This is a genomic window from Salinivibrio sp. ML198, from assembly GCF_001996015.1.
GTDB classification, from domain to species: Bacteria; Pseudomonadota; Gammaproteobacteria; order Enterobacterales; family Vibrionaceae; genus Salinivibrio; species Salinivibrio siamensis.
The window spans coordinates 54,168-75,696 of record NZ_MUEZ01000020.1 but is presented as its reverse complement, the minus strand read 5'-3'; the positions used below and the strand labels follow the sequence as shown (position 1 = coordinate 75,696).

25 protein-coding genes and 1 tRNA gene are annotated in these 21,529 nt (G+C 50.5%); 6 read left to right on the top strand and 20 right to left on the bottom strand.

Annotation, left to right across the window (positions count from 1 at the left end; all coding sequences use genetic code 11):
* Positions 1-192: 192 nt before the first annotated feature.
* The 5 genes from BZG25_RS13660 to BZG25_RS13640 form a co-directional block, all read right to left on the bottom strand.
* Positions 193-729, bottom strand: coding sequence for a hypothetical protein (locus BZG25_RS13660; protein ID WP_077639276.1), 537 nt, complete (start codon positions 727-729; stop codon positions 193-195).
* Between the two features lie 67 nt (positions 730-796).
* A complete protein-coding gene (locus BZG25_RS13655; RefSeq protein WP_077639275.1) occupies positions 797-2,563 on the bottom strand; it encodes a hypothetical protein in 1,767 nt (588 codons plus the stop codon).
* A 75-nt stretch (positions 2,564-2,638) separates the two neighbouring features.
* Positions 2,639-2,812: a DUF3606 domain-containing protein gene (locus BZG25_RS13650; RefSeq protein ID WP_077639274.1), complete on the bottom strand. Its 174-nt coding sequence runs from the start codon at positions 2,810-2,812 to the stop codon at positions 2,639-2,641.
* Positions 2,813-3,544: 732 nt separating this feature from the next.
* Positions 3,545-3,620 (bottom strand) — tRNA-Ile (locus BZG25_RS13645).
* A 154-nt stretch (positions 3,621-3,774) separates the two neighbouring features.
* On the bottom strand, positions 3,775-3,993 hold the full coding sequence (locus BZG25_RS13640) for a hypothetical protein (RefSeq protein ID WP_131826118.1): 219 nt from the start codon (positions 3,991-3,993) through the stop codon (positions 3,775-3,777).
* Between the two features lie 319 nt (positions 3,994-4,312).
* Between BZG25_RS13640 and argF the strand changes: the two genes are divergently transcribed.
* The 3 genes from argF (at position 4,313) to pyrI (ending at position 6,943) form a co-directional block, all read left to right on the top strand.
* Positions 4,313-5,320: an ornithine carbamoyltransferase gene (gene argF, locus BZG25_RS13635; RefSeq protein ID WP_077639272.1), complete on the top strand. Its 1,008-nt coding sequence runs from the start codon at positions 4,313-4,315 to the stop codon at positions 5,318-5,320.
* A gap of 214 nt (positions 5,321-5,534) precedes the next feature.
* The gene (gene pyrB / locus BZG25_RS13630) at positions 5,535-6,479 is read left to right on the top strand and encodes an aspartate carbamoyltransferase (protein ID WP_077639271.1); all 945 of its coding nucleotides are present in this window, start codon (positions 5,535-5,537) and stop codon (positions 6,477-6,479) included.
* On the top strand, positions 6,476-6,943 hold the full coding sequence (gene pyrI / locus BZG25_RS13625) for an aspartate carbamoyltransferase regulatory subunit (RefSeq protein ID WP_077606047.1): 468 nt from the start codon (positions 6,476-6,478) through the stop codon (positions 6,941-6,943). The genes pyrB and pyrI overlap by 4 nt, the downstream gene beginning before the upstream one ends.
* A 129-nt stretch (positions 6,944-7,072) precedes the next feature.
* Here pyrI and sspB read toward each other — a convergent pair whose 3' ends face one another.
* The 8 genes from sspB to zapE form a co-directional block, all read right to left on the bottom strand.
* On the bottom strand, positions 7,073-7,600 hold the full coding sequence (gene sspB / locus BZG25_RS13620; RefSeq protein WP_077639270.1) for a ClpXP protease specificity-enhancing factor: 528 nt from the start codon (positions 7,598-7,600) through the stop codon (positions 7,073-7,075).
* Complete coding sequence (gene sspA, locus BZG25_RS13615) at positions 7,600-8,238, bottom strand: stringent starvation protein SspA (RefSeq protein WP_046073932.1); 639 nt, start codon at positions 8,236-8,238, stop codon at positions 7,600-7,602. The genes sspB and sspA overlap by 1 nt, the downstream gene beginning before the upstream one ends.
* An 87-nt stretch (positions 8,239-8,325) precedes the next feature.
* Positions 8,326-9,063, bottom strand: a complete 738-nt coding sequence (locus BZG25_RS13610; protein WP_046073931.1) for a cytochrome c1 — start codon at positions 9,061-9,063, stop codon at positions 8,326-8,328.
* On the bottom strand, positions 9,060-10,328 hold the full coding sequence (locus BZG25_RS13605) for a cytochrome bc complex cytochrome b subunit (protein ID WP_046073930.1): 1,269 nt from the start codon (positions 10,326-10,328) through the stop codon (positions 9,060-9,062). The genes BZG25_RS13610 and BZG25_RS13605 overlap by 4 nt, the downstream gene beginning before the upstream one ends.
* Positions 10,328-10,918, bottom strand: a complete 591-nt coding sequence (gene petA / locus BZG25_RS13600; protein ID WP_046073929.1) for a ubiquinol-cytochrome c reductase iron-sulfur subunit — start codon at positions 10,916-10,918, stop codon at positions 10,328-10,330. Before petA ends, BZG25_RS13605 begins: the two co-directional genes overlap by 1 nt.
* A 379-nt stretch (positions 10,919-11,297) precedes the next feature.
* Positions 11,298-11,687: a 30S ribosomal protein S9 gene (rpsI, locus tag BZG25_RS13595; protein ID WP_046073928.1), complete on the bottom strand. Its 390-nt coding sequence runs from the start codon at positions 11,685-11,687 to the stop codon at positions 11,298-11,300.
* 13 nt (positions 11,688-11,700) lie between these two features.
* On the bottom strand, positions 11,701-12,129 hold the full coding sequence (rplM, locus tag BZG25_RS13590) for a 50S ribosomal protein L13 (RefSeq protein ID WP_046073927.1): 429 nt from the start codon (positions 12,127-12,129) through the stop codon (positions 11,701-11,703).
* Between the two features lie 278 nt (positions 12,130-12,407).
* Complete coding sequence (gene zapE, locus BZG25_RS13585) at positions 12,408-13,514, bottom strand: cell division protein ZapE (RefSeq protein ID WP_077578670.1); 1,107 nt, start codon at positions 13,512-13,514, stop codon at positions 12,408-12,410.
* Positions 13,515-13,781: 267 nt separating this feature from the next.
* Here zapE and zapG point away from each other — a divergent pair, with 267 nt between their 5' ends.
* From zapG to degS, 3 genes are all read left to right on the top strand, one after another.
* Positions 13,782-14,189 carry a Z-ring associated protein ZapG gene (gene zapG, locus BZG25_RS13580; RefSeq protein WP_069363320.1) on the top strand — a complete coding sequence of 136 codons (408 nt, stop codon included), beginning with the start codon at positions 13,782-13,784 and terminating at the stop codon, positions 14,187-14,189.
* Positions 14,190-14,260: 71 nt separating this feature from the next.
* Positions 14,261-15,625 (top strand): Do family serine endopeptidase, encoded by a 1,365-nt coding sequence (locus BZG25_RS13575; RefSeq protein WP_108743058.1) that lies wholly within the window; start codon positions 14,261-14,263, stop codon positions 15,623-15,625.
* 149 nt (positions 15,626-15,774) lie between these two features.
* Positions 15,775-16,845: an outer membrane-stress sensor serine endopeptidase DegS gene (gene degS / locus BZG25_RS13570; RefSeq protein WP_077578668.1), complete on the top strand. Its 1,071-nt coding sequence runs from the start codon at positions 15,775-15,777 to the stop codon at positions 16,843-16,845.
* Positions 16,846-16,929: 84 nt separating this feature from the next.
* Here the strand turns inward: degS and murA are convergent, their stop codons facing one another.
* From murA to mlaF, 7 genes are read right to left on the bottom strand one after another with little or no spacing between them, the layout of a single operon-like run.
* On the bottom strand, positions 16,930-18,189 hold the full coding sequence (gene murA / locus BZG25_RS13565; protein WP_077578667.1) for a UDP-N-acetylglucosamine 1-carboxyvinyltransferase: 1,260 nt from the start codon (positions 18,187-18,189) through the stop codon (positions 16,930-16,932).
* A 9-nt stretch (positions 18,190-18,198) separates the two neighbouring features.
* Positions 18,199-18,453: a BolA family iron metabolism protein IbaG gene (ibaG, locus tag BZG25_RS13560; RefSeq protein WP_077606044.1), complete on the bottom strand. Its 255-nt coding sequence runs from the start codon at positions 18,451-18,453 to the stop codon at positions 18,199-18,201.
* Positions 18,454-18,455: 2 nt separating this feature from the next.
* A complete protein-coding gene (locus BZG25_RS13555; RefSeq protein ID WP_046073920.1) occupies positions 18,456-18,770 on the bottom strand; it encodes a lipid asymmetry maintenance protein MlaB in 315 nt (104 codons plus the stop codon).
* Positions 18,767-19,441: a phospholipid-binding protein MlaC gene (mlaC, locus tag BZG25_RS13550; RefSeq protein ID WP_046073919.1), complete on the bottom strand. Its 675-nt coding sequence runs from the start codon at positions 19,439-19,441 to the stop codon at positions 18,767-18,769. Before mlaC ends, BZG25_RS13555 begins: the two co-directional genes overlap by 4 nt.
* 5 nt (positions 19,442-19,446) lie before the next feature.
* Positions 19,447-19,926: an outer membrane lipid asymmetry maintenance protein MlaD gene (gene mlaD / locus BZG25_RS13545; RefSeq protein WP_046073918.1), complete on the bottom strand. Its 480-nt coding sequence runs from the start codon at positions 19,924-19,926 to the stop codon at positions 19,447-19,449.
* Between the two features lie 2 nt (positions 19,927-19,928).
* Complete coding sequence (gene mlaE / locus BZG25_RS13540; protein WP_369795692.1) at positions 19,929-20,708, bottom strand: lipid asymmetry maintenance ABC transporter permease subunit MlaE; 780 nt, start codon at positions 20,706-20,708, stop codon at positions 19,929-19,931.
* Positions 20,708-21,505 carry a phospholipid ABC transporter ATP-binding protein MlaF gene (mlaF, locus tag BZG25_RS13535; protein WP_046073916.1) on the bottom strand — a complete coding sequence of 266 codons (798 nt, stop codon included), beginning with the start codon at positions 21,503-21,505 and terminating at the stop codon, positions 20,708-20,710. Before mlaF ends, mlaE begins: the two co-directional genes overlap by 1 nt.
* Positions 21,506-21,529: the final 24 nt, after the last annotated feature.

Genomic DNA, 21,529 nt, shown 5'->3' with positions numbered 1-21,529 from the left:
ATGACGTGAGTCAGTAAAAGGCCGAATGTAGAGCGGCAGTCCAAACCAAACTCAATACGCTTCGCGGATGCTTGACGAACGGGGGAATCCATGTAGCCGTTGTAACTGGCTAATAATAGTTGGCTAAAATTTGTGAGGCATGAACAAAGCCAACTTTTATTTGTCCGCGTTTACGACTTTGTTATAACTACTTTACTCAGTATTTCTTGGGCGACAGTACATTTCAGGGATGGTGCCTAAAGGGTCACTTTGCCCAATTAGTAGCCTAAACTCATTTTTATCATTATCTATCAAATACTCTGGTGAAATAGTCAAACTTTTAAAATCTTCAATCGCTGCCCACAGTAATTCTTCAGCCTCTTCACGAAAATCTGTTTCTATTTCCAAATCATCAGAAGCAGCTAGCTTTTTGCCATTACCTGCATGCTTAAGGGAATTATATGCTTGTTTGTTAAACCTTAGAGCACCACTGAACACCTGCCTTTTCTCTGATTCATTTAATTTCCGGCCAAGTGAATATTCTCGTATCTTGATAACTGTTTCAGCTGACTTTTCATGCGAAGTTTTCTTCTTCGCTTCAGACAAAAGCGGTGATGTAATTCCAATAGAAGCACCTGCTAGCAAAATACATTGAATATAATCTAGGTCAGATTGAGCAACTTTGAATTTTAAAATTGCTTCCTCTAGCATATCAGCTGCAATTAGTCGTTTGTCATAAGTTTTTAACACTCAAGCCTCCTTGTAGTTATAACGCCGCCATCACGCGCTTGTCGCGTGCATGGCATTGCTAGCAATATTACTCGGCACAATATATTATTGGTCTCGCATTCATATCTTTGACCGCATGCGCGAAAGAAGAAATAATCCATAGTAGCTGGACAATATTACCTCTCACAGGCTTTCCTTCTTTTATTTTATTAAACTCGCTTGTAATGTCTGATTCCGAAAGGAATGAACAGCATAGGATGCAGCTGCGATTGAGCTTGTAATCCTTAAGCAAATTGTCTAGATACCAACCGAAATCATCGATGTCTCCCTTTCGTATCCTGGGTATTTTTGTCTGTATACCTTTCCCAGACTTATAGTAATTTTTAAAGGTTTTGTCTAATTTTGACAACATAGCACTCGCATCAAAATACATGTTTCCAAGGTTCTTAATTCCTTGACCCACAACATCGTGTAAGTTGCTGGCTGATGTACTCGAATCGCCGTGTTTTGAGTGAATAAAGCATATGTTTGAATTCTCTTTATTGAACGTTATATGATCAGCCCACTCATCACCTAGGTCATCACAGAATATATAATCATCTTCCGCATGGATTTTCTCAATAACATCAAACATTGAGTCTTCTGTAAAATTTTCGCTTTCTTCTGTAAAGCTACCTTTTTCCGAGTTGACCGCAGGAATTGCTTCTATTGGTTGAAGTATCTCGAGAATGTTGTCGATTTCTGAAACACCTGAAGAATCCTCGAAACACGACCCCATAAAGTACATGTATTTTGGTTCGTTAAAAGTGATACTATAAAACCCGTGCTTAACAATATATTTTTGAAGAGTTATTAACTTCCCATTTTCTGACACACGGAACTTTGCAAGGTATTTTGAATATAATGTTAAGCTTTTCTTGTTGGCTCTAATCCGAGAGCCGTCATTAACACCTATGATATTTAAATCTGAATCTATTTCGTATACTTTCTCCAGCGCAGACTCTAGATTTTTGTAGACACGATTGGAAACGCTGATGACTTTTCCTTTCTTTGTTTTATATTTTACTGAAACGCCATCCTTCTTAAGGCGATCAAACAAAGAATGACTCTCTATAAGAATGGCATTAGGCGAACAAATCGTTAAGACTTCGCTTAGCTCCACTTTACTTGCGAAAGCATCTAGAAAATTTGTATTGCTAGGGGATTCTATTAGATTGATTTGCTCGTGAACCCATACAGCAACATTATCGATTGTTTCTCTACTAGATGATTCAATAACCCGACCAGTTCCTGATATAGATCTGGTTTTGGCTCCTTGTCGGAGCTTAAAGTAATAGGGAATTGATCTTCCTGCTGAATGAGTAGAAAGCAATCCTTTTAAGTCGGCCGCCTCATACGATCTAGATCTCATTGCGCGATCTGAAACCGTCATATTTCTAAGCGCCAACCTCTGAAATTCTACATCATCATCAGAGAATGATGATGAAAATTCCTTGCTGCCGACAAGCGTAAATTTTTTGTCCATCAGGTCAAATATGTTGGCGCAGCTCTTCTTCAGAACAGCAAGGTAGTCGCCAATCTCAATGATCAATATAAATGCATAAATTTTGTCTTCGAAATCATCGTCTAAGAAATAAACTGGCCGACTAGAAGGAAATACCCTAGCTGAATAGACATAACTTAAACTTTGTTCGTCCAAATTCCGTTCCTGCCTGAATTCATCAATTACAAATCCACTATCGGGATTCATATTGTCAGAGGCCGTGTCCAGGATCGTTTTAACTAGATCATCTTCTACAGGCTCATTGACTCTGTAAAATTGTGCATTCTTAGTCAATCTGAGTCTTTCTGGCACTATCCTACCTCCTTGCTAACGCCGCCAGCAGAGGCGCGAGCTTGCGAGCGTCCTGCTGACTGGCATTGTTAAATGCTATAAATACTGCTGCACATCTCTGGCATAAGTGCTGTCTGCCGCCTTCACTGCTGCCTTCAATTCTGCTTCTGTACAACCGAAGGACTTGCACCAATTTCTAACTTCCGCTGGGTCATTAACGTCAATCCTGCGTTTATCGTCCGGCGCAATAATGTTTTTGTTGTCTGGCATAATGACTCTCCTTTTGTGGTGCTCTTATGGAATAAGACCAAGCTTTCATTTTCATTTAACATTGTATTAGTGCACACGCACGATTTCCCAAAACCGTTATCCGCCCTCTTTCCTAGCTAACTTACTGTTATAAATATAATTTACTGCCGCTAACGGACATCTCTTTTCCGCGAAAGTGTGCATGCCGCCTATCTCTGTTCTGGTATTCACACTATCCCCAAGCGTGAGTCTGTAAACGCATGACTTATAGGCTCTTTTTTTCATCCATTCTGGGATAGTGTGAATCGGTCACGGATAAACGCGCACGCTAATGAGTATATCTGGCAGATAAGCTGGTTAACCGTCCAGTGTTTAGCCATGCTACCGCCGATCAGTTGTCGGCACCTAACACGCCATCGAGTTGGCAGATTTGGGATTAGTGTATCAAGGGCTGTTTTGGTTTTCGTGCCCTATTGTCCAAAGTGTTAGATAAGCCATATTTTGTGAGATGGGTGCAAGAAGTTACCTAGGACACAACGGATGAATCGTTTTAGTGGGCGCTTGCATAAGCAAGGGAAAAGAGGACTTCTAGCAGGTTCGGCGTGTTGAACACCTCTCAGTGTCACCCCGCTGATTTTTTCTAATGCGAAAACGGGAGTTGTACCCGTTCCTTGTTTGACTAAGTGTTTGACTAAAAATCAGCAGGCACAAAAAAGGCGTAGTAGGTACTAACCTGCTACGCCTTTCTATGACTGGTGGCCCCTCCCAGACTTGAACTGGGGACCAATCGATTATGAGTCGACTGCTCTAACCACTGAGCTAAGGGGCCGAATGGAATGGGATTATAGGGGAAGGCTCACAGGGTGTCTAGCTGTAAGGGGGGCGAATTCAGTATGCTTTTTGAGCACTTAGCGTGCTGCGGGATAAACAAGCGCCGCCAATGTGGCGGCACTCACGCTTTGCTTGCTTAGGAGGTGACCGCCTTATTGCATGGCGGGGTCTTGGCTGTCTTCAGCCGGCCAGGTGCTGTTGTCGTCTTCTGGCATTGGCTGCGTGTCGCAATCCGTGCCGCCGTCTGGGCAGGTTACCACGGGTTGGTCGCCTTGTGGTTGGCTGGCTTCGTTGGCCATCGCGGGGCCGACGAGGCCAACCATCATCATGAGTGCGCTAAGAGTCAGTGCTTTGTTTTGTGTTTTCATCATGTTTTCCTTCCTAGTATTGTCGTTGCCCTTGAGGACATAAACACTATCTCTCACTCATCGCGCGGCCCTGTCATTCCCCCGCTATAAGGCAGTAAAAGGATTGTCTAGTTTGTCGCCAATTTATCAGCATTGTCAGTGCTTGATTAAATCCCCCTTCCGCGGTCAGAAAACCATCAAAACGGTGTGTTATTGGTCAATTTATGGCCTTTACGCTCGGATTTGTCGCTTGCATCTTGCTAGCACGCGCTTTACCATCAAAGAATAATTAAACATAAATATCGATTTAATATTCATTTTATAGGGTTATTTAGGGATAGATATGAAAAGCGACCTCTACCAGCAATCACTGCTCACCTTACTCGACTTGTCACCTCAGCAAATCCACGATCTGATTGATGATGCCGCCGCACTTAAAGCGGCCAAAGCTCGCGGTGAGGAAACGCCGCAGCTAACGGGCAAAAACATTGCGCTGATTTTTGAGAAAACCTCGACCCGTACGCGCTGTGCCTTTGAGGTGGCGGCGTTTGATCAAGGCGCGCAAGTCAGTTACCTCGGCCCTAGCGGCACCCAAATTGGCCATAAAGAAACCATGAAGGATACCGCGCGGGTATTAGGGAGAATGTACGATGGCATTCAATACCGTGGCTTTGGCCAAGAAGTGGTCGAGACGCTCGCCGCGCATGCCGGGGTGCCAGTATGGAATGGCTTAACCGATGATTTTCACCCTACCCAGGTGTTGGCCGATCTGCTCACCATGCAAGAGCACAGTGACAAACCGCTTGATCAAATCGCGTTTGCGTATGTGGGAGATGCGCGCAATAACATGGGCAATTCGCTATTGGTCGGTGCGGTGAAAATGGGCATGGATCTGCGCCTGATTGGCCCCAAAGCCTATTGGCCTGAGGCTGATTTGATTGCCGCCTGCCAAGATATCGCCGCCAATACCGGCGCGACGATCACCTTAACCGAAGACACCGCAGCGGTGAACGGCTGTGATTTTGTGTATACCGATATCTGGGTGTCGATGGGTGAGCCCGAATCGGTCTGGGCGCAGCGCGTGGCCGATCTCACCCCTTATCAGGTTAACCCCAGTTTGATGGCCGCCACTGCGAATCCACACGCTAAGTTTATGCACTGTTTGCCTGCCTTTCATAACGATGAGACTGGTGTGGGTAAACAAATCGCCGATCAATACGGGCTTAATGGCTTGGAGGTGACCGACGAGGTGTTCGAATCTGAGCAGTCGATCGTCTTTGACCAAGCAGAGAACCGTATGCATACCATCAAGGCTGTGATGGTTGCCACACTCGTCAACGCAAGCACGTAAACGATTGCACTTTTGCTTGCACGACATAAATAGGGGCGTATAATTCGGCCAGATTTCACTACACGGCCAGAAGTTATGTTGGTTATTCCACCCACAAACAGCGATTTATCCGCCCCATTACGGGACGGTATCCGCATTGGTCGTGATCGTAAAAACCTCCGTTTAGGAGGTTTTTTTTTGCCTGTAGCACACTGCAAAGAAAGGGACTCGCGTTATGGCCAATACGCTTTATAACAAACATATTATTTCCATTCCCGAGCTCAGCCGCGACGAGCTGGAGTTAATCGTCGCCACGGCGGGCGAGCTAAAAGCGCGCCCTAACCCGACGCTGTTGAAGAATAAAGTGATTACCAGCTGCTTTTTTGAGGCGTCGACGCGCACACGTTTGTCGTTTGAAACCGCGATTCAGCGCCTTGGCGGCTCGGTGATCGGCTTCCCCGACGGTGGCAATACCTCGTCAGGCAAAAAAGGCGAAACCTTGGCCGACTCAGTACGGGTGATTTCTTCGTATGTCGATGGCTTTGTGATGCGCCACCCCAAAGAAGGTGCAGCGCGGTTGGCCTCGGAGTTCTCTGAAGGTGTGCCAGTAGTGAACGGTGGTGATGGCGCTAACCAGCATCCAACCCAAACCCTGCTCGACCTGTTCTCGATTTACGAAACCCAAGGCCGGCTCGATAACCTCAACATTGCCATGGTGGGCGATCTGAAATATGGCCGAACCGTGCATTCACTGACGCAAGCCTTGTCAAAATTCGAGGGTAACCGCTTTTTCTATATCGCCCCGGATGCCCTGGCGATGCCTGAGTATTTGTTAGATGAGCTGACTGCCGCGGGCCACCCGTATAGCCTGCACAGTAGCATCACCGATGTGGTGCCTGAGCTGGATGTATTGTATATGACGCGGGTACAAAAAGAGCGCTTTGATGAATCAGAGTATGCGCACATTAAAGCGGCGTTCATTTTAAATGCGGGGATGCTGCGTGATGCCAAACCCAACATGAAGGTGATGCATCCCCTGCCCCGTGTGGATGAAATTACTGTGGATGTCGATAAAACCCCGCACGCCTATTACTTTGAGCAAGCTGAGAACGGCGTCTATGCGCGAGAAGCCCTGCTGGCACTGGTATTAAACGAACAGGTTGAAGGAGTTGCAAAATGAGCACGGATAACAAACTACAAGTTGAAGCCATCTGTCACGGCACGGTGATCGATCATATCCCCGCGCACATTGGCTTTAAGATCTTAAACCTGTTTCAAATGCACGGCAGCGATCAGCGGATCACCATTGGCCTTAACTTGCCATCGTCGGCGTTAGGCTGCAAAGATCTGATCAAAATCGAGAACGTGGTGATCAGCGAAGATCAGGCCAGCCAACTCGCGTTGTACGCCCCACAGGCAACCGTGAATCAAATTGAAGATTACCAAGTGGTCGCCAAGTTGCCGCTGACCTTGCCTGAGGTGATTCAAGGCGTGTTCCGCTGCCCAAATTCTAACTGTATTACTCACGGTGAGCCGGCGGTCGATAGCTCATTCCGCGTGCTGAGTGAAGCAGACGATGTGAAGTTGCGCTGCAAATACTGTGAGAAGGTGTTCTCGCGCGAGATCATGACCGAGCGTCATTGATTCAGACGCCGTACATTGAGGGCGTCTAGTCGGGCGCCTTTTCTGTGCGGCAGGCCCCTGCGCATAAAAAAACCAGCACTTGGGTGCTGGTTTTTTGTGTCTTACCTTCAGGTAGAACTTGCGACGCGGTTATTTCACCACGGTTAGCGTCGGCTTGCCTTTTTTGCTTGGCGTAGCCGGCGTGTCGTCTTCGTCATCGGCTTGCGGCAACGCGTCTGGATCGTCAACGCTGTCAACCGACACCAAAGGCGGCTCGTCGTCGTCTTCTACCTCGCTGGATGAGGGAGATTGTTCAAACATTTCCTCCTCATCGGCCTGCGCGTAGGCGGGCTCCATATCAAACATGGTGCCGGCACCATTTTCACGCGCATAGATGGCGAGCACTGCGGCCATAGGCACCAGCACTTGTTGAGGCTTGCCACCAAAGCGGGCATTAAAGCACACATGGTCGTTGCTAAGCTCTAAGTTTCCCACCGCACGCGGGGCAATGTTGAGAACAATTTGTCCGTCTTTGACGTAGTCAAACGGGACTTGTACCCCAGGTAACGTCGCGTCCACCACCATGTGTGGGGTGAGATCGTTATCCAGTAACCAATCATAGAACGCGCGAACCAAATAGGGGCGGCGTGGTGTCATCGCAAATTCTGATGTAGACATTATTGACCTGTTAGTCGCATTTCACGTTCAGCTTCTGTCAGTGAGGCGAGAAACGAATCACGCTCAAACAGACGCGTCATGTAGTCTTTTACTTGCTTCGCGCCTGGGCCAGTTAGCTCAATACCCAGTGCCGGCAAACGCCACAGCAACGGGGCTAAGTAGCAATCCACCAAGCTAAACTCTTCGCTTAGGAAGTAGGGATCTTCGGCAAATACCGGCGCCAGCGCCAGAAGCTCTTCACGCAGCTGCTTACGCGCTTTGTCGGCGTCGTCAGCACTGCCTTCCATAATTTGGTCAACCAAGGTATACCAGTTGCGCTTGATGCGATACATCATCAAACGACTTTGTGCACGGGCAACAGGGTATACCGGCATCAATGGCGGGTGAGGGAAACGCTCATCCAAGTATTCCATGATGATATCCGCGTTGTACAACGCTAACTCACGGTCTACCAAGGTTGGAACAGAGTTATAAGGATTTAAGTCAACCAGATCTTCTGGCAGATTATTCGGATCCACCAGCTCGATTTCTACACTGACACCTTTCTCTGCGAGGACGATGCGTACCTGATGACTATAGAGATCAGATGCGTCAGAGAATAACGTCATCACCGAGCGTTTATTGGCAGCAACAGCCATCAACCCCTCCAGGATGTTCAATAACAATAGAAAGCAATGGGGACTTAAAGTCCCCATTGCGGATTAGCAACACACTAGATTAACCGATCAGTGCACATCGCGCCAATATTCTTTCTTGAGGAAGTACGCCAAAATCAAGAATACCACGAAGAAACCAATCACCCACCAGCCCAGTTGCTGGCGCTCTAGCTTCACAGGTTCCCCTGAATATTCAAGGAAGTTAACCAGATCGCGCACCGCATTATCGTACTCGCTGGCACTGAGTTCGCCGTTGCCGTCAGACTTGAGACCCACAAACTCTTCCACCGGCTCACCGTCCACCATACGTGTTTCGTACACTTTACGGGGTGTGCCTTGCAGCTCTTCAAGCACGTGTGGCATACCCACGTTCGGGAACACGGTGTTGTTCACGCCAAATGGGCGAGATGGGTCGACGTAGAACGAACGTAAATAGGTATATAGCCAGTCCACACCACGCACACGTGCCACCAAAGTCAGATCGGGAGCGGGTGCACCGAAGTACTGCGCGCCCGCCTCTTGCGTCATAGCGTTTTTCATCAACTCGCCGTAATCGGCATTCTTATCGACAATCAGGTTGTCTTCCATCAAGTCTTTAGGAATATTGAGATCTTCGGCCACACGCTGATAGCGCTGATACTGCGTAGCATGGCAACCAAAACAGTAGTTCATGAACAGTTTGGCGCCACGTTGCAATGAGGCTTTGTCCGTCAAATCATTGTTGGCTTCGTCCAAGTGGACATTGCCACCGGCGGCCATCGCCAAAGAGGGCAACAGCGCGCACAAGATTACAATCCATTTTCTCATTTGAATGTCACCCTCTCTGGTAGCGGTTTTGTTGCCTCATTTTTGCTGTAGAAGAACAACAGCACGAAGAACATGAAGTAACAGAAGCTGAAGATCTGCGCCAGCAAGGTGTACGTTGGGGTTGCTGGCAACGCGCCCAGAATACCCAGAGCAATAAAGGCAATCACAAATTGGACGATGTTCGCCAAGTGCAGCTTGCTGCGGTAGCGGTATGAGCGCACACGGCAGCGGTCAAGCCACGGTAGGATGAACAGCATCACAATCGACGCGCCCATGGCAATAACACCAATTAGCTTGTCTGGGATCGCACGCAAAATCGCGTAGAACGGCGTGAAGTACCAAACAGGGGCAATGTGCTCAGGGGTCTTCAGCGGGTTAGCCGCTTCAAAGTTGGGTGGCTCAAGGAAATAACCGCCCATTTCGGGATTAAAGAAAATCACGTAGGCGAACAAGATGCCGAACACACCCACACCAATCAAGTCTTTCACTGTCCCGTAAGGGTGGAAAGGAATCGAATCAATGATCTTATATTTCTTGGTGTAATCCGGGTGGAACTTGAACTGTGACTGCTGGCCATCGTCATCTGCCTCACCTTTCGGTAATTTAGTGTCGATACCATCCGGGTTGTTTGAGCCCACTTCGTGCAGTGCAAGCACGTGCAATGCCACCAACAGCAAGAGCACAATCGGCAGTGCAATCACGTGGAGGGCAAAGAAACGGTTCAAGGTCGCGCCAGAGACAACGTAGTCACCACGAATCCACAGTGTTAGGTCATCACCAATCACTGGGATGGCCCCGAACAAGGAGATGATGACCTGTGCGCCCCAGTACGACATTTGTCCCCATGGCAGCAGATAGCCCATAAAGGCCTCAGCCATCAGCACCAGGAAGATCAGCATACCAAATAGCCATAACAGCTCACGTGGCTTTTGGTAGGAGCCGTAAATCAGGCCACGGAACATATGCAGATAGACCACCACAAAGAAGGCCGAGGCCCCGGTGGAGTGCATATACCTCAAGAGCCAGCCGTACTCCACATCACGCATGATGTATTCAACAGACGCAAATGCGCCTTCCGCTGAAGGTACGTAGTTCATGGTTAGCCAAATCCCAGTAAGAATTTGGTTAACCAGAACCAGCATTGCGAGCACCCCAAACATATACCAGAAGTTGAAGTTCTTCGGCATGGGGTACTCAGTCATGTGTTTGCGATACGCATTCATCGCTGGAATGCGTTTCTCAACCCAGTTCAGCAAGTTTTCCATTACGCAGTCCCCTCATCTTGTCCCACGAGTACCCGTTTGTCGTCCAAGTACATGTAAGGTGGAACGACCAGGTTTAGTGGTGCAGGTACGCCTTGGAATACGCGTCCTGCCATGTCAAATTTGGAACCATGACACGGACAGAAGAACCCGGCTTTCACCCCACTCACTTGCTCACTGAAACTGTCAGGCAGGTAGGTTGGCGAACAACCTAGATGGGTACAGATACCAACCGCGACAAAAATTTCAGGTTTAATAGAGCGGGTCTGGTTGGCTGCGTATTCTGGCTGTTGCGGCTGTGCCGAACCGGGATCACGAAGCTGGTCCTCGAAGCTAGACAGCTCTTCGACGACCGCGTCACTACGACGCACGATCCATACAGGTTTTCCTCGCCACTCAACACGGATCATTTGTCCGTCTTGTAGCTTACTGATATCGACTTCGACAGGCGCGCCCGCCGCTTTGGCTTTCGCGCTTGGGTTCCAAGACTTAATAAAAGGTACGGCAACTGCTACGGCCCCTAAACCGCCAACAACTGACGTCGTCGCAGTCAGGAAACGGCGTCGGCCGGTATTCACTGGCGCATTGCTCATCCAACATTCTCCCATGTGCTCCCGCTTGGATTTTTATTGTGTCCTTTGCGTCCATGGAGCGTACGGCTTACTTAAAAACGAATATGTAATAACGGCTGACTGGGATCAGTTCGATTAAATCTTAGCTGCTATTACGTCGGCTAGATGATAGAGAAAACCCTACTTTTTGACAAGATAAAGCTACCTTTTTGTAACAAATGTGAGCGGTGTGCACAGAATTGAGGAAAGGGTAATAAAAATGTTGGAAAGTGAGTGCTTATACACTGTTTTGAAAGGAAATAAATGAGTATTGCACCCAAGAATGACGGATAAATTGATGGATAAAAAAAGCCTGGCGTTGCCACCAGGCTTTTTGCAGCAAATCTGACTGGAACGTCGATTAACGCTTCGAGAACTGCGGGCTGCGACGTGCTTTGCGTAGACCCACTTTTTTACGCTCAACGCGACGAGCGTCACGCGTAACAAAGCCAGCTGCACGTAGCGCAGGACGTAGTGACTCGTCATACTCCATCAGGGCACGAGTGATGCCGTGACGGATTGCGCCAGCTTGACCAGAGATACCACCACCAGAAACGGTGATGTACAGGTCTAGCTTCTCGGTCATTTCTACCAGCTCAAGCGGCTGACGAACGACCATGCGAGCGGTTTCGCGACCGAAATAAGTCTCGAGAGAACGCTTGTTGATCTCGATGTTACCGCTGCCCGGCTTGATGAAGACACGCGCTGCGGAGCTTTTGCGACGGCCGGTGCCGTAGTATTGTTCTGCCATTGCTTTATTCCTCTTAGATGTCTAGTACTTGCGGTTGTTGTGCCGCGTGCTTGTGCTCAGAACCTGCGTAAACTTTCAGTTTACGGTACATAGCACGACCTAGAGGACCGCGTGGCAACATACCTTTAACGGCTTTTTCAATAACCAGTTCAGGTTTTTCCGCGATCAGTTTTTCAAAGCTGATTGACTTGATGCCACCAATGTAGCCAGTGTGGCTGTAGTACATCTTGTCAGACTTTTTGCGGCCAGTAACAGCCACTTTCTCAGCGTTGATAACAACGATGTAGTCACCGGTGTCAACGTGAGGAGTGTATTCTGGCTTGTGCTTGCCACGCAGACGCGTTGCAATTTCAGTGGCCAGACGGCCCAGCGTTTTGCCTTCAGCGTCTACAACGAACCAGTCGCGTTTTACAGTTTCTGGTTTAGCAACGAAAGTTTTCATGCTAATGATTACCCGATTAATAAGTTTCACTTCAGGAGCCTAAGCTCCCACTGTTAAGCGCCCATACATCACCCCTTCGAGTGGTGGTACACTCGGCCTAAGCCTTTCAACAGTAACGGTGGGTCGCGAGATTATAGGGAAGAGTGGAGAAAAAATCACCTCCTTTTGGCAAAAAAATTCGGTGGATTTTTTTCAGTTGGTGATTGTTTGGCTACTGCACACCATTGTGTTGCGGGACGCGCGCCGTTAGCGAGCTTGCGCCCCGCGTTCTATCCGATTTAGGGCAAATGCGGCAACGCAAGATAGTCATGGCTTTGCATCTCGATGAGGCGTGATTGGCAGCGCTTAAATTCAAACGCCAACCGTTCGCCTTGATAGAGGCTATCCATGGGTACCGCCGCCGAGATGATTAGCTTCACGCTACGCTCGTAAAACTCATCCACCAAGGCAATAAAGCGCCGTGCGGCGTCGTCTTGCGCCCCGGTTAGCTGAGGCATATCAGCCAGCAGCACCGTGTGGTAAAGGCGTGCCAGTTCCATGTAGTCGGTTTGACTACGTGCCGATTGGCAAAGCTCAGCAAAACTAAAGTGCACCACGCCGTCGCCATTTTCGAGGGTTTGCAGCGGCCGATGATTCACTTCAATCACATCCTGTTTCACCCCGCCCTCGCCATTGAGCTTTTTAAAGTAGGCATGCATTTGCGCGGTGGCGGCGTCATCTAAAGGATGATGAAAGATCTCCGCTTGCTCTAGCGTGCGTAAGCGGTAATCGACCCCTGAGTCGACATTGACCACCTCACAATGCTGATTAATCAAGGCGATCGCAGGTAAAAAACGCGCACGTTGCAATCCATTCCAATAAAGCTCATCCGGCACGATGTTGGAGGTGGCCACTAGGGTAATACCACGCGCAAATAGGGCTTCCATTAAGGTGCCCAAAATCATCGCATCGGTGATGTCAGAGACAAAGAACTCATCAAAGCACAATACTCGGGTTTCTTGAGCAAACTTATCAGCGATTTGTGGCAGAGGGTCAACCTCGCCGTCCAGGGTTTTGAGCTCTTGGTGAACGCGATGCATAAAGCGGTGAAAGTGCATCCGCATCTTGTTTTCAAACGGCAAAGCGTGGAAAAACGTATCCATTAGGTAGGTTTTGCCGCGCCCCACCCCACCCCAGAAATATAAGCCTTTTACTGGGGTCACTGGCGCGGGTTCGCGCTTACGCCAAGGCAGCCAGCTGCGCTTTTCGGGCATAGTGGGGACAATGGGATTGGCGACCAAGCGATGGTAGAGATCATCGAGTTTCTCCACTGCCATACGCTGCGCCGGGTCTTCAATAAAATCGTTGTGGGTCAGATCGTTATTATAATGCTCGAGTGGCGTCATTCCGTGAAAGCCTCATTGGTTATCGCCTCGCACGCATAGTAACACGCCCCGTGAAAACGTCACACGTCGGGCGTCACCGCGCACAACAGACCAAACACGCAAGACAGTATCCCAAGCGGAAAGCGACGTGTATAGTGAGCTAAATCTTCCCTTGCTGAGTCATTGGGGAATGTACGATATTATTAGGTAGGCAAGTGATTTTACTTGTCTTGACTGACCCGTCAGTGGTATCTGTGGACAGTCAACTTGTGACTACAAGGAGCAGTTATGGCCTGGATTAATAGCCTGATCTTTCTCGTCATCGGTATCGCGGTAGGCTTCTTTATTGCCCGCATGACGACGCGCGATCTGAAACAACAAAAAAACATGAAAAGGGAGCTAGAAAAGTCACGTTACGAGCTGGAACAATATCGCCAAGAGTTGGTGGATCATTTTGCCCAAAGCGCAGAGCTGCTCGATACGCTATCCAAAGATTACAACAAGCTCTATCAGCATATGGCAAAGACCTCGACCGATTTGATGCCGAATTTGCCCGATCAGGACAATCCATTTGCTAAACGGCTGGGTAAAATCACCGAAGTGAAGGCCGAAACAACCAGCGAGCCGCCCAGAGACTACTCAGGCAGTGCCTCAGGACTGCTCAAAAGCGGTGAAGGTTCACGCGCGACGAGTTGATGGAGGATTGAACTTTTTCAGATTGCCCCCACTCTCACTTCATACCTCGACAATCGGAGTGTGAGTCTATGATGAAGAAGTCTTTACTAGCGATGAGTATCGCCGCGCTGACTCTTGGCGCGGCCTTTTCCCCTCTCCCAAGCCACGCTGCCCTACCGCAAACCGTAAATGGCGAAGCCATGCCGAGTTTGGCACCCATGTTGGAGAAGGTCTCTCCGGCCGTCGTCAGTATTGCCGTTGAAGGCAATAAAGTCGCGAAGCAGCGTATTCCAGAAGCCTTTCGTTTTTTCTTTGGCCCCAATCTACCGCCCGAACAAGCCCAAGAGCGCCCATTTCGCGGATTAGGCTCGGGAGTGATCATTGATGCGGATAAAGGCTATATCGTCACCAACCACCATGTGATTGATGATGCTGACCAAATCCGGGTGCAGCTTAAAGATGGCCGCGAGTACGATGCCACCTTGATTGGCAGCGACGAAATGTCTGACATCGCCCTCCTCCAGTTGGATGAAGATGCCAATAACCTCACACAGATCCCACTGGCCAACTCTGACGAGCTCCGCGTGGGCGATTTTGCGGTGGCGATTGGTAACCCGTTTGGACTGGGACAAACCGTTACATCAGGGATCATCTCAGCACTGGGACGCAGTGGTTTGAATTTGGAAAACTTTGAGAACTTTATTCAAACCGATGCGGCGATCAACAGTGGTAACTCGGGGGGCGCCCTGGTGAACCTTAATGGTGAGTTGATGGGGATCAACACCGCCATTTTAGGCCCCAATGGCGGTAACGTCGGGATTGGCTTTGCGATTCCGGTGAATATGGCGAAAAGCCTGGTCGATCAAATTATCGAGTATGGCTCGGTGCGCCGTGGCATGCTGGGTGTCACCGGGCGCGAGCTAACATCGGAGCTCGCCGATGCCTTTGGTCTTGCCACGCAACACGGCGCGTTTGTTAGCCAGGTGATGCCGGAATCGGCCGCGGAAGAAGCGGGGTTAGAAGCCGGTGACATCATCGTCTCGGTCAACGGCAAGAGCATTCGCAGCTTTGGTGAATTACGCGCCAAAATTGCCACCTTGGGCGCGGGCAAGCCTGTCACCTTGGGGGTTATCCGTGACGGTGAAAACCTAGAAATGGACACCACCCTCAAAGAAGCGAGCCAGACGCAAACCAAGGCCGACAACTTACACAAAGCCCTCACCGGTGCCGAGCTGAAAAATCACGACACCGAGCCGGCTGGGGTAGAAGTGACGGCCATTGAAGAAGGTTCACTCGCCGCACGCTACGGGCTGCGTGAAGGGGATGTGATTGTCGGCCTCAACCGCCACAAGATTGAGAACCTCGGCGATTTGCGCAAGTTGCTTGAAGACAAGCCCAGCGTGTTAGCGCTCAATATCGTCCGCGACAACAGTTCCTTGTATCTGGTGATCCGCTAGTCCGCGCACGCGCGCCTGGCGCACACCGATTGATGCCTGCCTCCTCGGCAGGCATTTTTTTGCCCAGAGCGCGGTGATGATTTCCCCAACCCTCGCTGACAATGCTATTCTCTAGCTCCGCGTTAAGTTGCTTGAGGATGGCATTATTTATGCTGGCGTTATTGATTCGCTCTGTGATTATTGGCTTGGTGACGGCTGCCTTATTGTTGGTGGCGGTGCCGGACTTACGCTCGGGTCTGCTATCAGGCTTTTCAATTGCAGACAGCATCGAGGACGATCCCGTGGAGCTGGTGTCGTTTAATTACGCGGTTAAGCGCGCATCGCCGGCGGTGGTCAATATTTACACCCGCAACTACACCGGCAACGAACGATTAGCCCTCAACACTCAGGGGTTAGGCTCTGGGGTGATCATGAGCGCCAAAGGCTATATTGTCACTAACTACCACGTGGTCGCCGAGGCCGATCAGGTGATTGTGGCTTTGCAAGATGGCCGTATTTTCACCGCCCAAATGGTGGGCAAAGATCAACGCACCGACTTAGCGGTGATCAAGGTACAAGCCGATAACTTACCCGTGATCCCGGTCAACGAGCGTTATCAGCCTGCGGTGGGCGATACGGTGCTCGCGATTGGCAACCCCTATAACCTCGGCCAAACCACCACTTATGGCATTATTTCCGCGACTGGGCGTACCGGGATGAGCTTTTATGGCCGCCAAGACTTTTTACAAACCGATGCCGCAATTAACCGGGGCAACTCCGGCGGCGCCTTGGTCAACAGTCGCGGCGAGTTAGTGGGGATTAATACCGCCTCGTTCCAGCAAGCCACCGATTTGGAAACCTACGGCATCTCCTTTGCTATCCCCTACGGTTTGACCGAGAAGATCATGAATAAACTGATTGCCGATGGCCGAGTGATCCGAGGCTATATCGGGATTGATGGTCGCGATGTCAACCCAGTGATGGCGCGATTGCTGGATGCCGAGCAGCAACGAGGCGTCATGGTGTCTGGTGTTGACCAAGGGGGACCGGCGGATAAAGCGGGGATCCAACCGCAAGATTTAATCATTAAGATTGATGGTCAGTCCGTACGCGGGGCGCGCAGTGCCATGGATATGGTCACCGATACTCGCCCAGGCTCAACGCTAGATGTGACCCTTATTCGTGATGGTGAGACCCTGACACTGCCGGTCAAAGTGGGCGATGAAAGGCAGCGCCGCTAATACAATCGCTCTCGACGCGTATCGCGTCACGCTATAAAAAACGCCAGCAAGATGCTGGCGTTTTTGTGTCGAGTGAGAGGCAGGTTACTCCGCGTCAATCCGCTCTATTTTGGCTCCCAAGGCTTGGAGTTTATCCTCGATACGCTCATAGCCTCTATCGATATGATAAATCCGATCAACAATGGTCTCACCTTTGGCAATGCAGCCAGCAATCACGAGGCTTGCTGAGGCGCGTAAGTCGGTGGCCATCACCTGTGCCCCGCTTAAGCTGTCGGTATCACCACAGATCACTGTGTTGCCCTCAATTTCTGCATGTGCGCCCATGCGCTGCAGTTCAGGCACGTGCATAAAGCGATTTTCAAAGATGGTTTCGGTGATAATGCCCGTGCCTTTTGCCACCAAGTTGAGCAAGCTAAATTGCGCTTGCATATCGGTCGGAAAGCCCGGATGTGGCGCCGTGCGCACATTGACCGCTTTTAGCTCGCGATCGGTCATGTCGAGCTCAATGAAGTCATCACCGGTCACCACTTTAGCCCCCGCCTCTTCGAGCTTGTGCAATACCGCTTCGAGCAACTCCGGCGAAGTATGGCGACAAGTAATATGCCCGCCAGACACGGCCGCGGCGACCAAGAAGGTGCCGGTTTCAATCCGATCGGCCACGACTGAGTGCTTGCCGCCGCCGAGGCGCTCCACCCCTTCAATTTCAATCCGGTCAGTGCCTGCACCTGACACCTTCGCGCCCAGCATATTGAGGAACTTCGCGGTATCAACAATCTCTGGCTCACGAGCGGCATTTTCGATCACTGTGGTACCGTCAGCCAAGGTGGCTGCGCTCATGATGGTGACCGTCGCGCCAACGCTGACTTTGTCCATCACAATATGCGCCCCTTGCAAGCGGCCATCCACGGTCGCGCGCACATAGCCCTCATCCAAGGTGATGGTGGCACCGAGTTGCTCTAGACCATTGATGTGCAAGTCGACCGGGCGGGCACCGATGGCACAGCCACCAGGCAATGACACTTCGCCTTTACCAAAACGCGCCACTAAGGGTCCTAACGCCCAAATAGACGCGCGCATGGTTTTGACCAAATCATAAGGGGCACACAGCTCAGTAATGTCACTGGCATCGACATGCACAGAGCCGTTGCGATTAACCTTGGCACCTAAGCGAGATAACAGTGCCATAGTGGTATCAATGTCACGCAGCTTAGGGACATTCGCCACTTCGACCGGCTCTTCGGCCAGTAGTGAAGCAAATAAAATCGGGAGGGCGGCATTTTTCGCGCCGGAAATGGCCACATCACCTTTTAGCGGGCCATTGCCCGTCACTCGAAACTTTTGCATCAGACCCTCTTACAACTGCATCAGCTTTTTATCGCGCGCCCATTCAGTTGGGGTCATCGCTTTAATACTGACGGCATGGATATCATTGCGTGCAATATGCGCCATCAGCGGTGCATAAATCGTTTGTTGCTTTTTCACACGTGACATCCCGTCAAACATCTCTGCCACGGCAATCACTTCAAAGTGGCTGCCATCGCCTTTCACGTGCAGCTCGTCCACTGACAAAGCTGCCTCTAAAATGGCTTTAACTTCGCTTGCTTCCACGTTTAAACCCCTTTTTGATGCTCAGCATCGTCCAAAAATGTCTCTACATTGCTCAGCGATAAGAGCAACTTAAGTTGCTCTGGCACCCCTTGATAACGCACCTGTTGCCCTTTCTCACGCAGTTGCTTATCCAGGTGTAGCAACATCGCCATGCCGGCGGAATCTACACGTGATAGCGCGCTTAAATCCAGGCTCAAGGCAGTGTCAGTGGGGAGCCACTGGTCACGCTGGCGCCAAAAGTCAGGCACTGTGTCACGATCTAGCCGCCCTGACAAGTGATACTGTTGCCCGTCGCCGGCGGTGAAGCTCACGCTCATGAGGCGTCCTGCTTTTGTTTGTCTTCGCGACGGATGGGACGTTCAGCCAAGGTTTTTAATTGCTCGATGACCGAATCAATACCATCGCGACGTAGCGGTGCTTTCCATTCCGACTGCTTAGACTGGATCATACTCACGCCCTCGGCGGTGACGTCATAGGCTTGCCAATTTCCTGTCCGAGTATTTTTACGTAAGCTAAAGTCGAGGCGAATCGGTGGCCGTGACGGATCGGTAATATCGACCCGCACTTTGACAATCTTATCGTCAGGGGCAATCGGCTGATCTTTTTGTACCTCGACATCTTGGTCATCGTACTCAAGCAAGATCTGCGCGTAAGAGGCAATCATGTATTCCGTGAATGCCTCGGTAAAGGCGTCACGCTGCGCGGGCGTGGCTTTGCGATAGTACTGCGCGCCCAACACCAGTGATGCGGCATACCGAGTATGAATGTAAGGCAGTAACTCATCTTTGACCACATCACGCAGCAAGTCAGGATCAGCGCGGAATAAGGTGCGGTCTTTACGCAGGCGGGTAAAGGTGTTGTCCGCCACTTGCTCGATGAGCTGATAAGGGTTGGATTGATCAACCGGCTCGCTCGCCTGTGCCACAGTGCCAAGGCTTGAAACCAGCAGGCAAACGGCGCTGCTCAGTGCGATCCATGTCTTTTTCATGCTGTTTACTCCTTGTCACCAACGCTATAGAGGAACTGACCAATCAAATCTTCGAGTACCAGTGCCGATTTGGTGTCCTGAATCTTGTCGCCGGCGTCTAAATAGCCAATACCCAGCGCTTCATCCACGAAGCCTGGGGTGATACCAATGTACTGTTCACCCAATAAACCTGCGGTATAAATCGATGCCGAGCTTGATTCCGGAAAACGTCCGGCGTCAGCATTGATTTGCAGGGTGACTTGGGGGACATAAGTCTCGGCGTCCAACGCAATGTCGGTCACTTGGCCAACGGTCACGCCACCCACTTTGACCGGTGAGCGCACTTTTAAGCCACCAATATTGTCGAACTCAGCGGTTAGCGTGTAAGTATCCGCCCGTCCCCAACGCTGGACATCGGCCACTTGAAACGCCAAGACCAATAACGCTGCAATGCCAGCAATGACAAAACAACCTACCCAAAATTCTGTTTTACGACTCTGTTGCATGATTAATTCCCAAACATGAGTGCAGTAAGGACAAAGTCTAGGCCGAGCACGGCCAACGATGAATGTACCACAGTACGCGTGGTGGCGCGGCTGATCCCTTCCGATGTCGGCGTGGCATCATAGCCGTTAAAAAGCGCAATCCAGGTCACAGCCACCGCAAACACCACACTTTTTATCAGTGCGTTGCCCACGTCATAGCCCAGATCGACCGACGCTTGCATCACCGACCAGAAACTGCCGTGGTCAATGCCTTTCCAGTCGACGCCGACCAGCTCGCCGCCCCAAATGCCCACCAGCATAAAAATCACTGCCAGCAGTGGCATGGCAATCACACCCGCCCAAAAGCGCGGTGCTATCACTCGGCGTAGCGGGTCAACCGCCATCATCTCTAGGCTTGATAACTGCTCGGTGGCTTTCATTAAGCCAATTTCTGCGGTCAGTGCTGACCCAGCTCGGCCAGCAAATAGCAAGGCAGTCACCACAGGGCCAAGCTCACGTAGCAGCGACAAGGCCACCATTTGTCCAAGGCTGGTTTCCGCGCCAAAGTCTGACAACACCAGATACCCTTGCAAGCTCAGCACCATACCAATAAACAGGCCAGAGACCATGATGATCGCCAGTGAGCGAACGCCTACCGAATAGAGCTGCTTGACCAATAGCGGGAAGGTTTTGCTCGGTTGCGGACGGCCAATCAGTGCGCCTGTCATCACAAAGGTTGCGCGGCCCATGGATTCGGCCACGCGCATGGCCCGGCGGCCCACGTCTTCTATGTGTGTTCTGATCACCGGAAAATCTCCTGGGTTAACTCGCCAGCGGGATAGCGAAAAGGTACCGGCCCATCAGCATGCCCTTCTAAAAACTGTTTTACCCATGGGTCAGGATTGTCACGCAGCGATTGGGGCGAACCACTGGCAATAATGCGGCTATCGGCGAGCAAATATACCTGATCGGCAATACTCATGACCTCTGGCACATCGTGCGAAACCACCACACAGGTCAATCCCAGTGCTTGGTTAAGCTGACGAATCAAGGTCACCAGCACCCCCATGGTGATCGGATCTTGGCCGACAAAGGGCTCATCAAACAAAATCAATTCAGGGTCAAGCGCAATCGAGCGTGCGAGAGCCGCACGACGTGCCATCCCGCCCGATAAATCACTGGGCATTAATCCTTGCGCGCCACGTAAGCCCACCGCTTCTAGCTTGAGCATCACGATGGTGTGAATAAGCGACTCGTCCAAGTCGGTATGTTCGCGCAGCGGGAAAGCGACATTATCAAACACCGACATATCGGTGAATAACGCCCCTGATTGGAACAGCATGCTCATACGCTGACGGACTTCAAACAACTTGCGTCGTCCTAGGGAAGGAATAGCGTGGCCATCAAACACAATCTCGCCCGCATCGGGTTTAAGCTGACCGGCAATCAAACGCAGCAAGGTGGTTTTGCCTATCCCTGATGGCCCCATGATCGCGGTTACTTGGCCACGTGGCACTTGCAAATCAATATTGTCAAAAATGCATCGATTGCCCCGTGAGAAGGTCATCCCACTGATATCTATCAGGCTCTGTGCTGCCATGGCCGCATCTCATGGTTAGAAAGG

Coding starts and splice junctions, on each gene's coding strand:
- BZG25_RS13650 (WP_077639274.1), bottom strand. CDS start 2,812: ATGCCAGACAACAAAAACATTATTGCGCCGGACGATAAACGCAGGATT.
- BZG25_RS13640 (WP_131826118.1), bottom strand. CDS start 3,993: ATGATGAAAACACAAAACAAAGCACTGACTCTTAGCGCACTCATGATG.
- argF (WP_077639272.1), top strand. CDS start 4,313: ATGAAAAGCGACCTCTACCAGCAATCACTGCTCACCTTACTCGACTTG.
- pyrB (WP_077639271.1), top strand. CDS start 5,535: ATGGCCAATACGCTTTATAACAAACATATTATTTCCATTCCCGAGCTC.
- pyrI (WP_077606047.1), top strand. CDS start 6,476: ATGAGCACGGATAACAAACTACAAGTTGAAGCCATCTGTCACGGCACG.
- sspB (WP_077639270.1), bottom strand. CDS start 7,600: ATGTCTACATCAGAATTTGCGATGACACCACGCCGCCCCTATTTGGTT.
- sspA (WP_046073932.1), bottom strand. CDS start 8,238: ATGGCTGTTGCTGCCAATAAACGCTCGGTGATGACGTTATTCTCTGAC.
- BZG25_RS13610 (WP_046073931.1), bottom strand. CDS start 9,063: ATGAGAAAATGGATTGTAATCTTGTGCGCGCTGTTGCCCTCTTTGGCG.
- BZG25_RS13605 (WP_046073930.1), bottom strand. CDS start 10,328: ATGGAAAACTTGCTGAACTGGGTTGAGAAACGCATTCCAGCGATGAAT.
- petA (WP_046073929.1), bottom strand. CDS start 10,918: ATGAGCAATGCGCCAGTGAATACCGGCCGACGCCGTTTCCTGACTGCG.
- rpsI (WP_046073928.1), bottom strand. CDS start 11,687: ATGGCAGAACAATACTACGGCACCGGCCGTCGCAAAAGCTCCGCAGCG.
- rplM (WP_046073927.1), bottom strand. CDS start 12,129: ATGAAAACTTTCGTTGCTAAACCAGAAACTGTAAAACGCGACTGGTTC.
- zapE (WP_077578670.1), bottom strand. CDS start 13,514: ATGACGCCACTCGAGCATTATAATAACGATCTGACCCACAACGATTTT.
- zapG (WP_069363320.1), top strand. CDS start 13,782: ATGGCCTGGATTAATAGCCTGATCTTTCTCGTCATCGGTATCGCGGTA.
- BZG25_RS13575 (WP_108743058.1), top strand. CDS start 14,261: ATGAAGAAGTCTTTACTAGCGATGAGTATCGCCGCGCTGACTCTTGGC.
- degS (WP_077578668.1), top strand. CDS start 15,775: ATGCTGGCGTTATTGATTCGCTCTGTGATTATTGGCTTGGTGACGGCT.
- murA (WP_077578667.1), bottom strand. CDS start 18,189: ATGCAAAAGTTTCGAGTGACGGGCAATGGCCCGCTAAAAGGTGATGTG.
- BZG25_RS13555 (WP_046073920.1), bottom strand. CDS start 18,770: ATGAGCGTGAGCTTCACCGCCGGCGACGGGCAACAGTATCACTTGTCA.
- mlaC (WP_046073919.1), bottom strand. CDS start 19,441: ATGAAAAAGACATGGATCGCACTGAGCAGCGCCGTTTGCCTGCTGGTT.
- mlaD (WP_046073918.1), bottom strand. CDS start 19,926: ATGCAACAGAGTCGTAAAACAGAATTTTGGGTAGGTTGTTTTGTCATT.
- mlaF (WP_046073916.1), bottom strand. CDS start 21,505: ATGGCAGCACAGAGCCTGATAGATATCAGTGGGATGACCTTCTCACGG.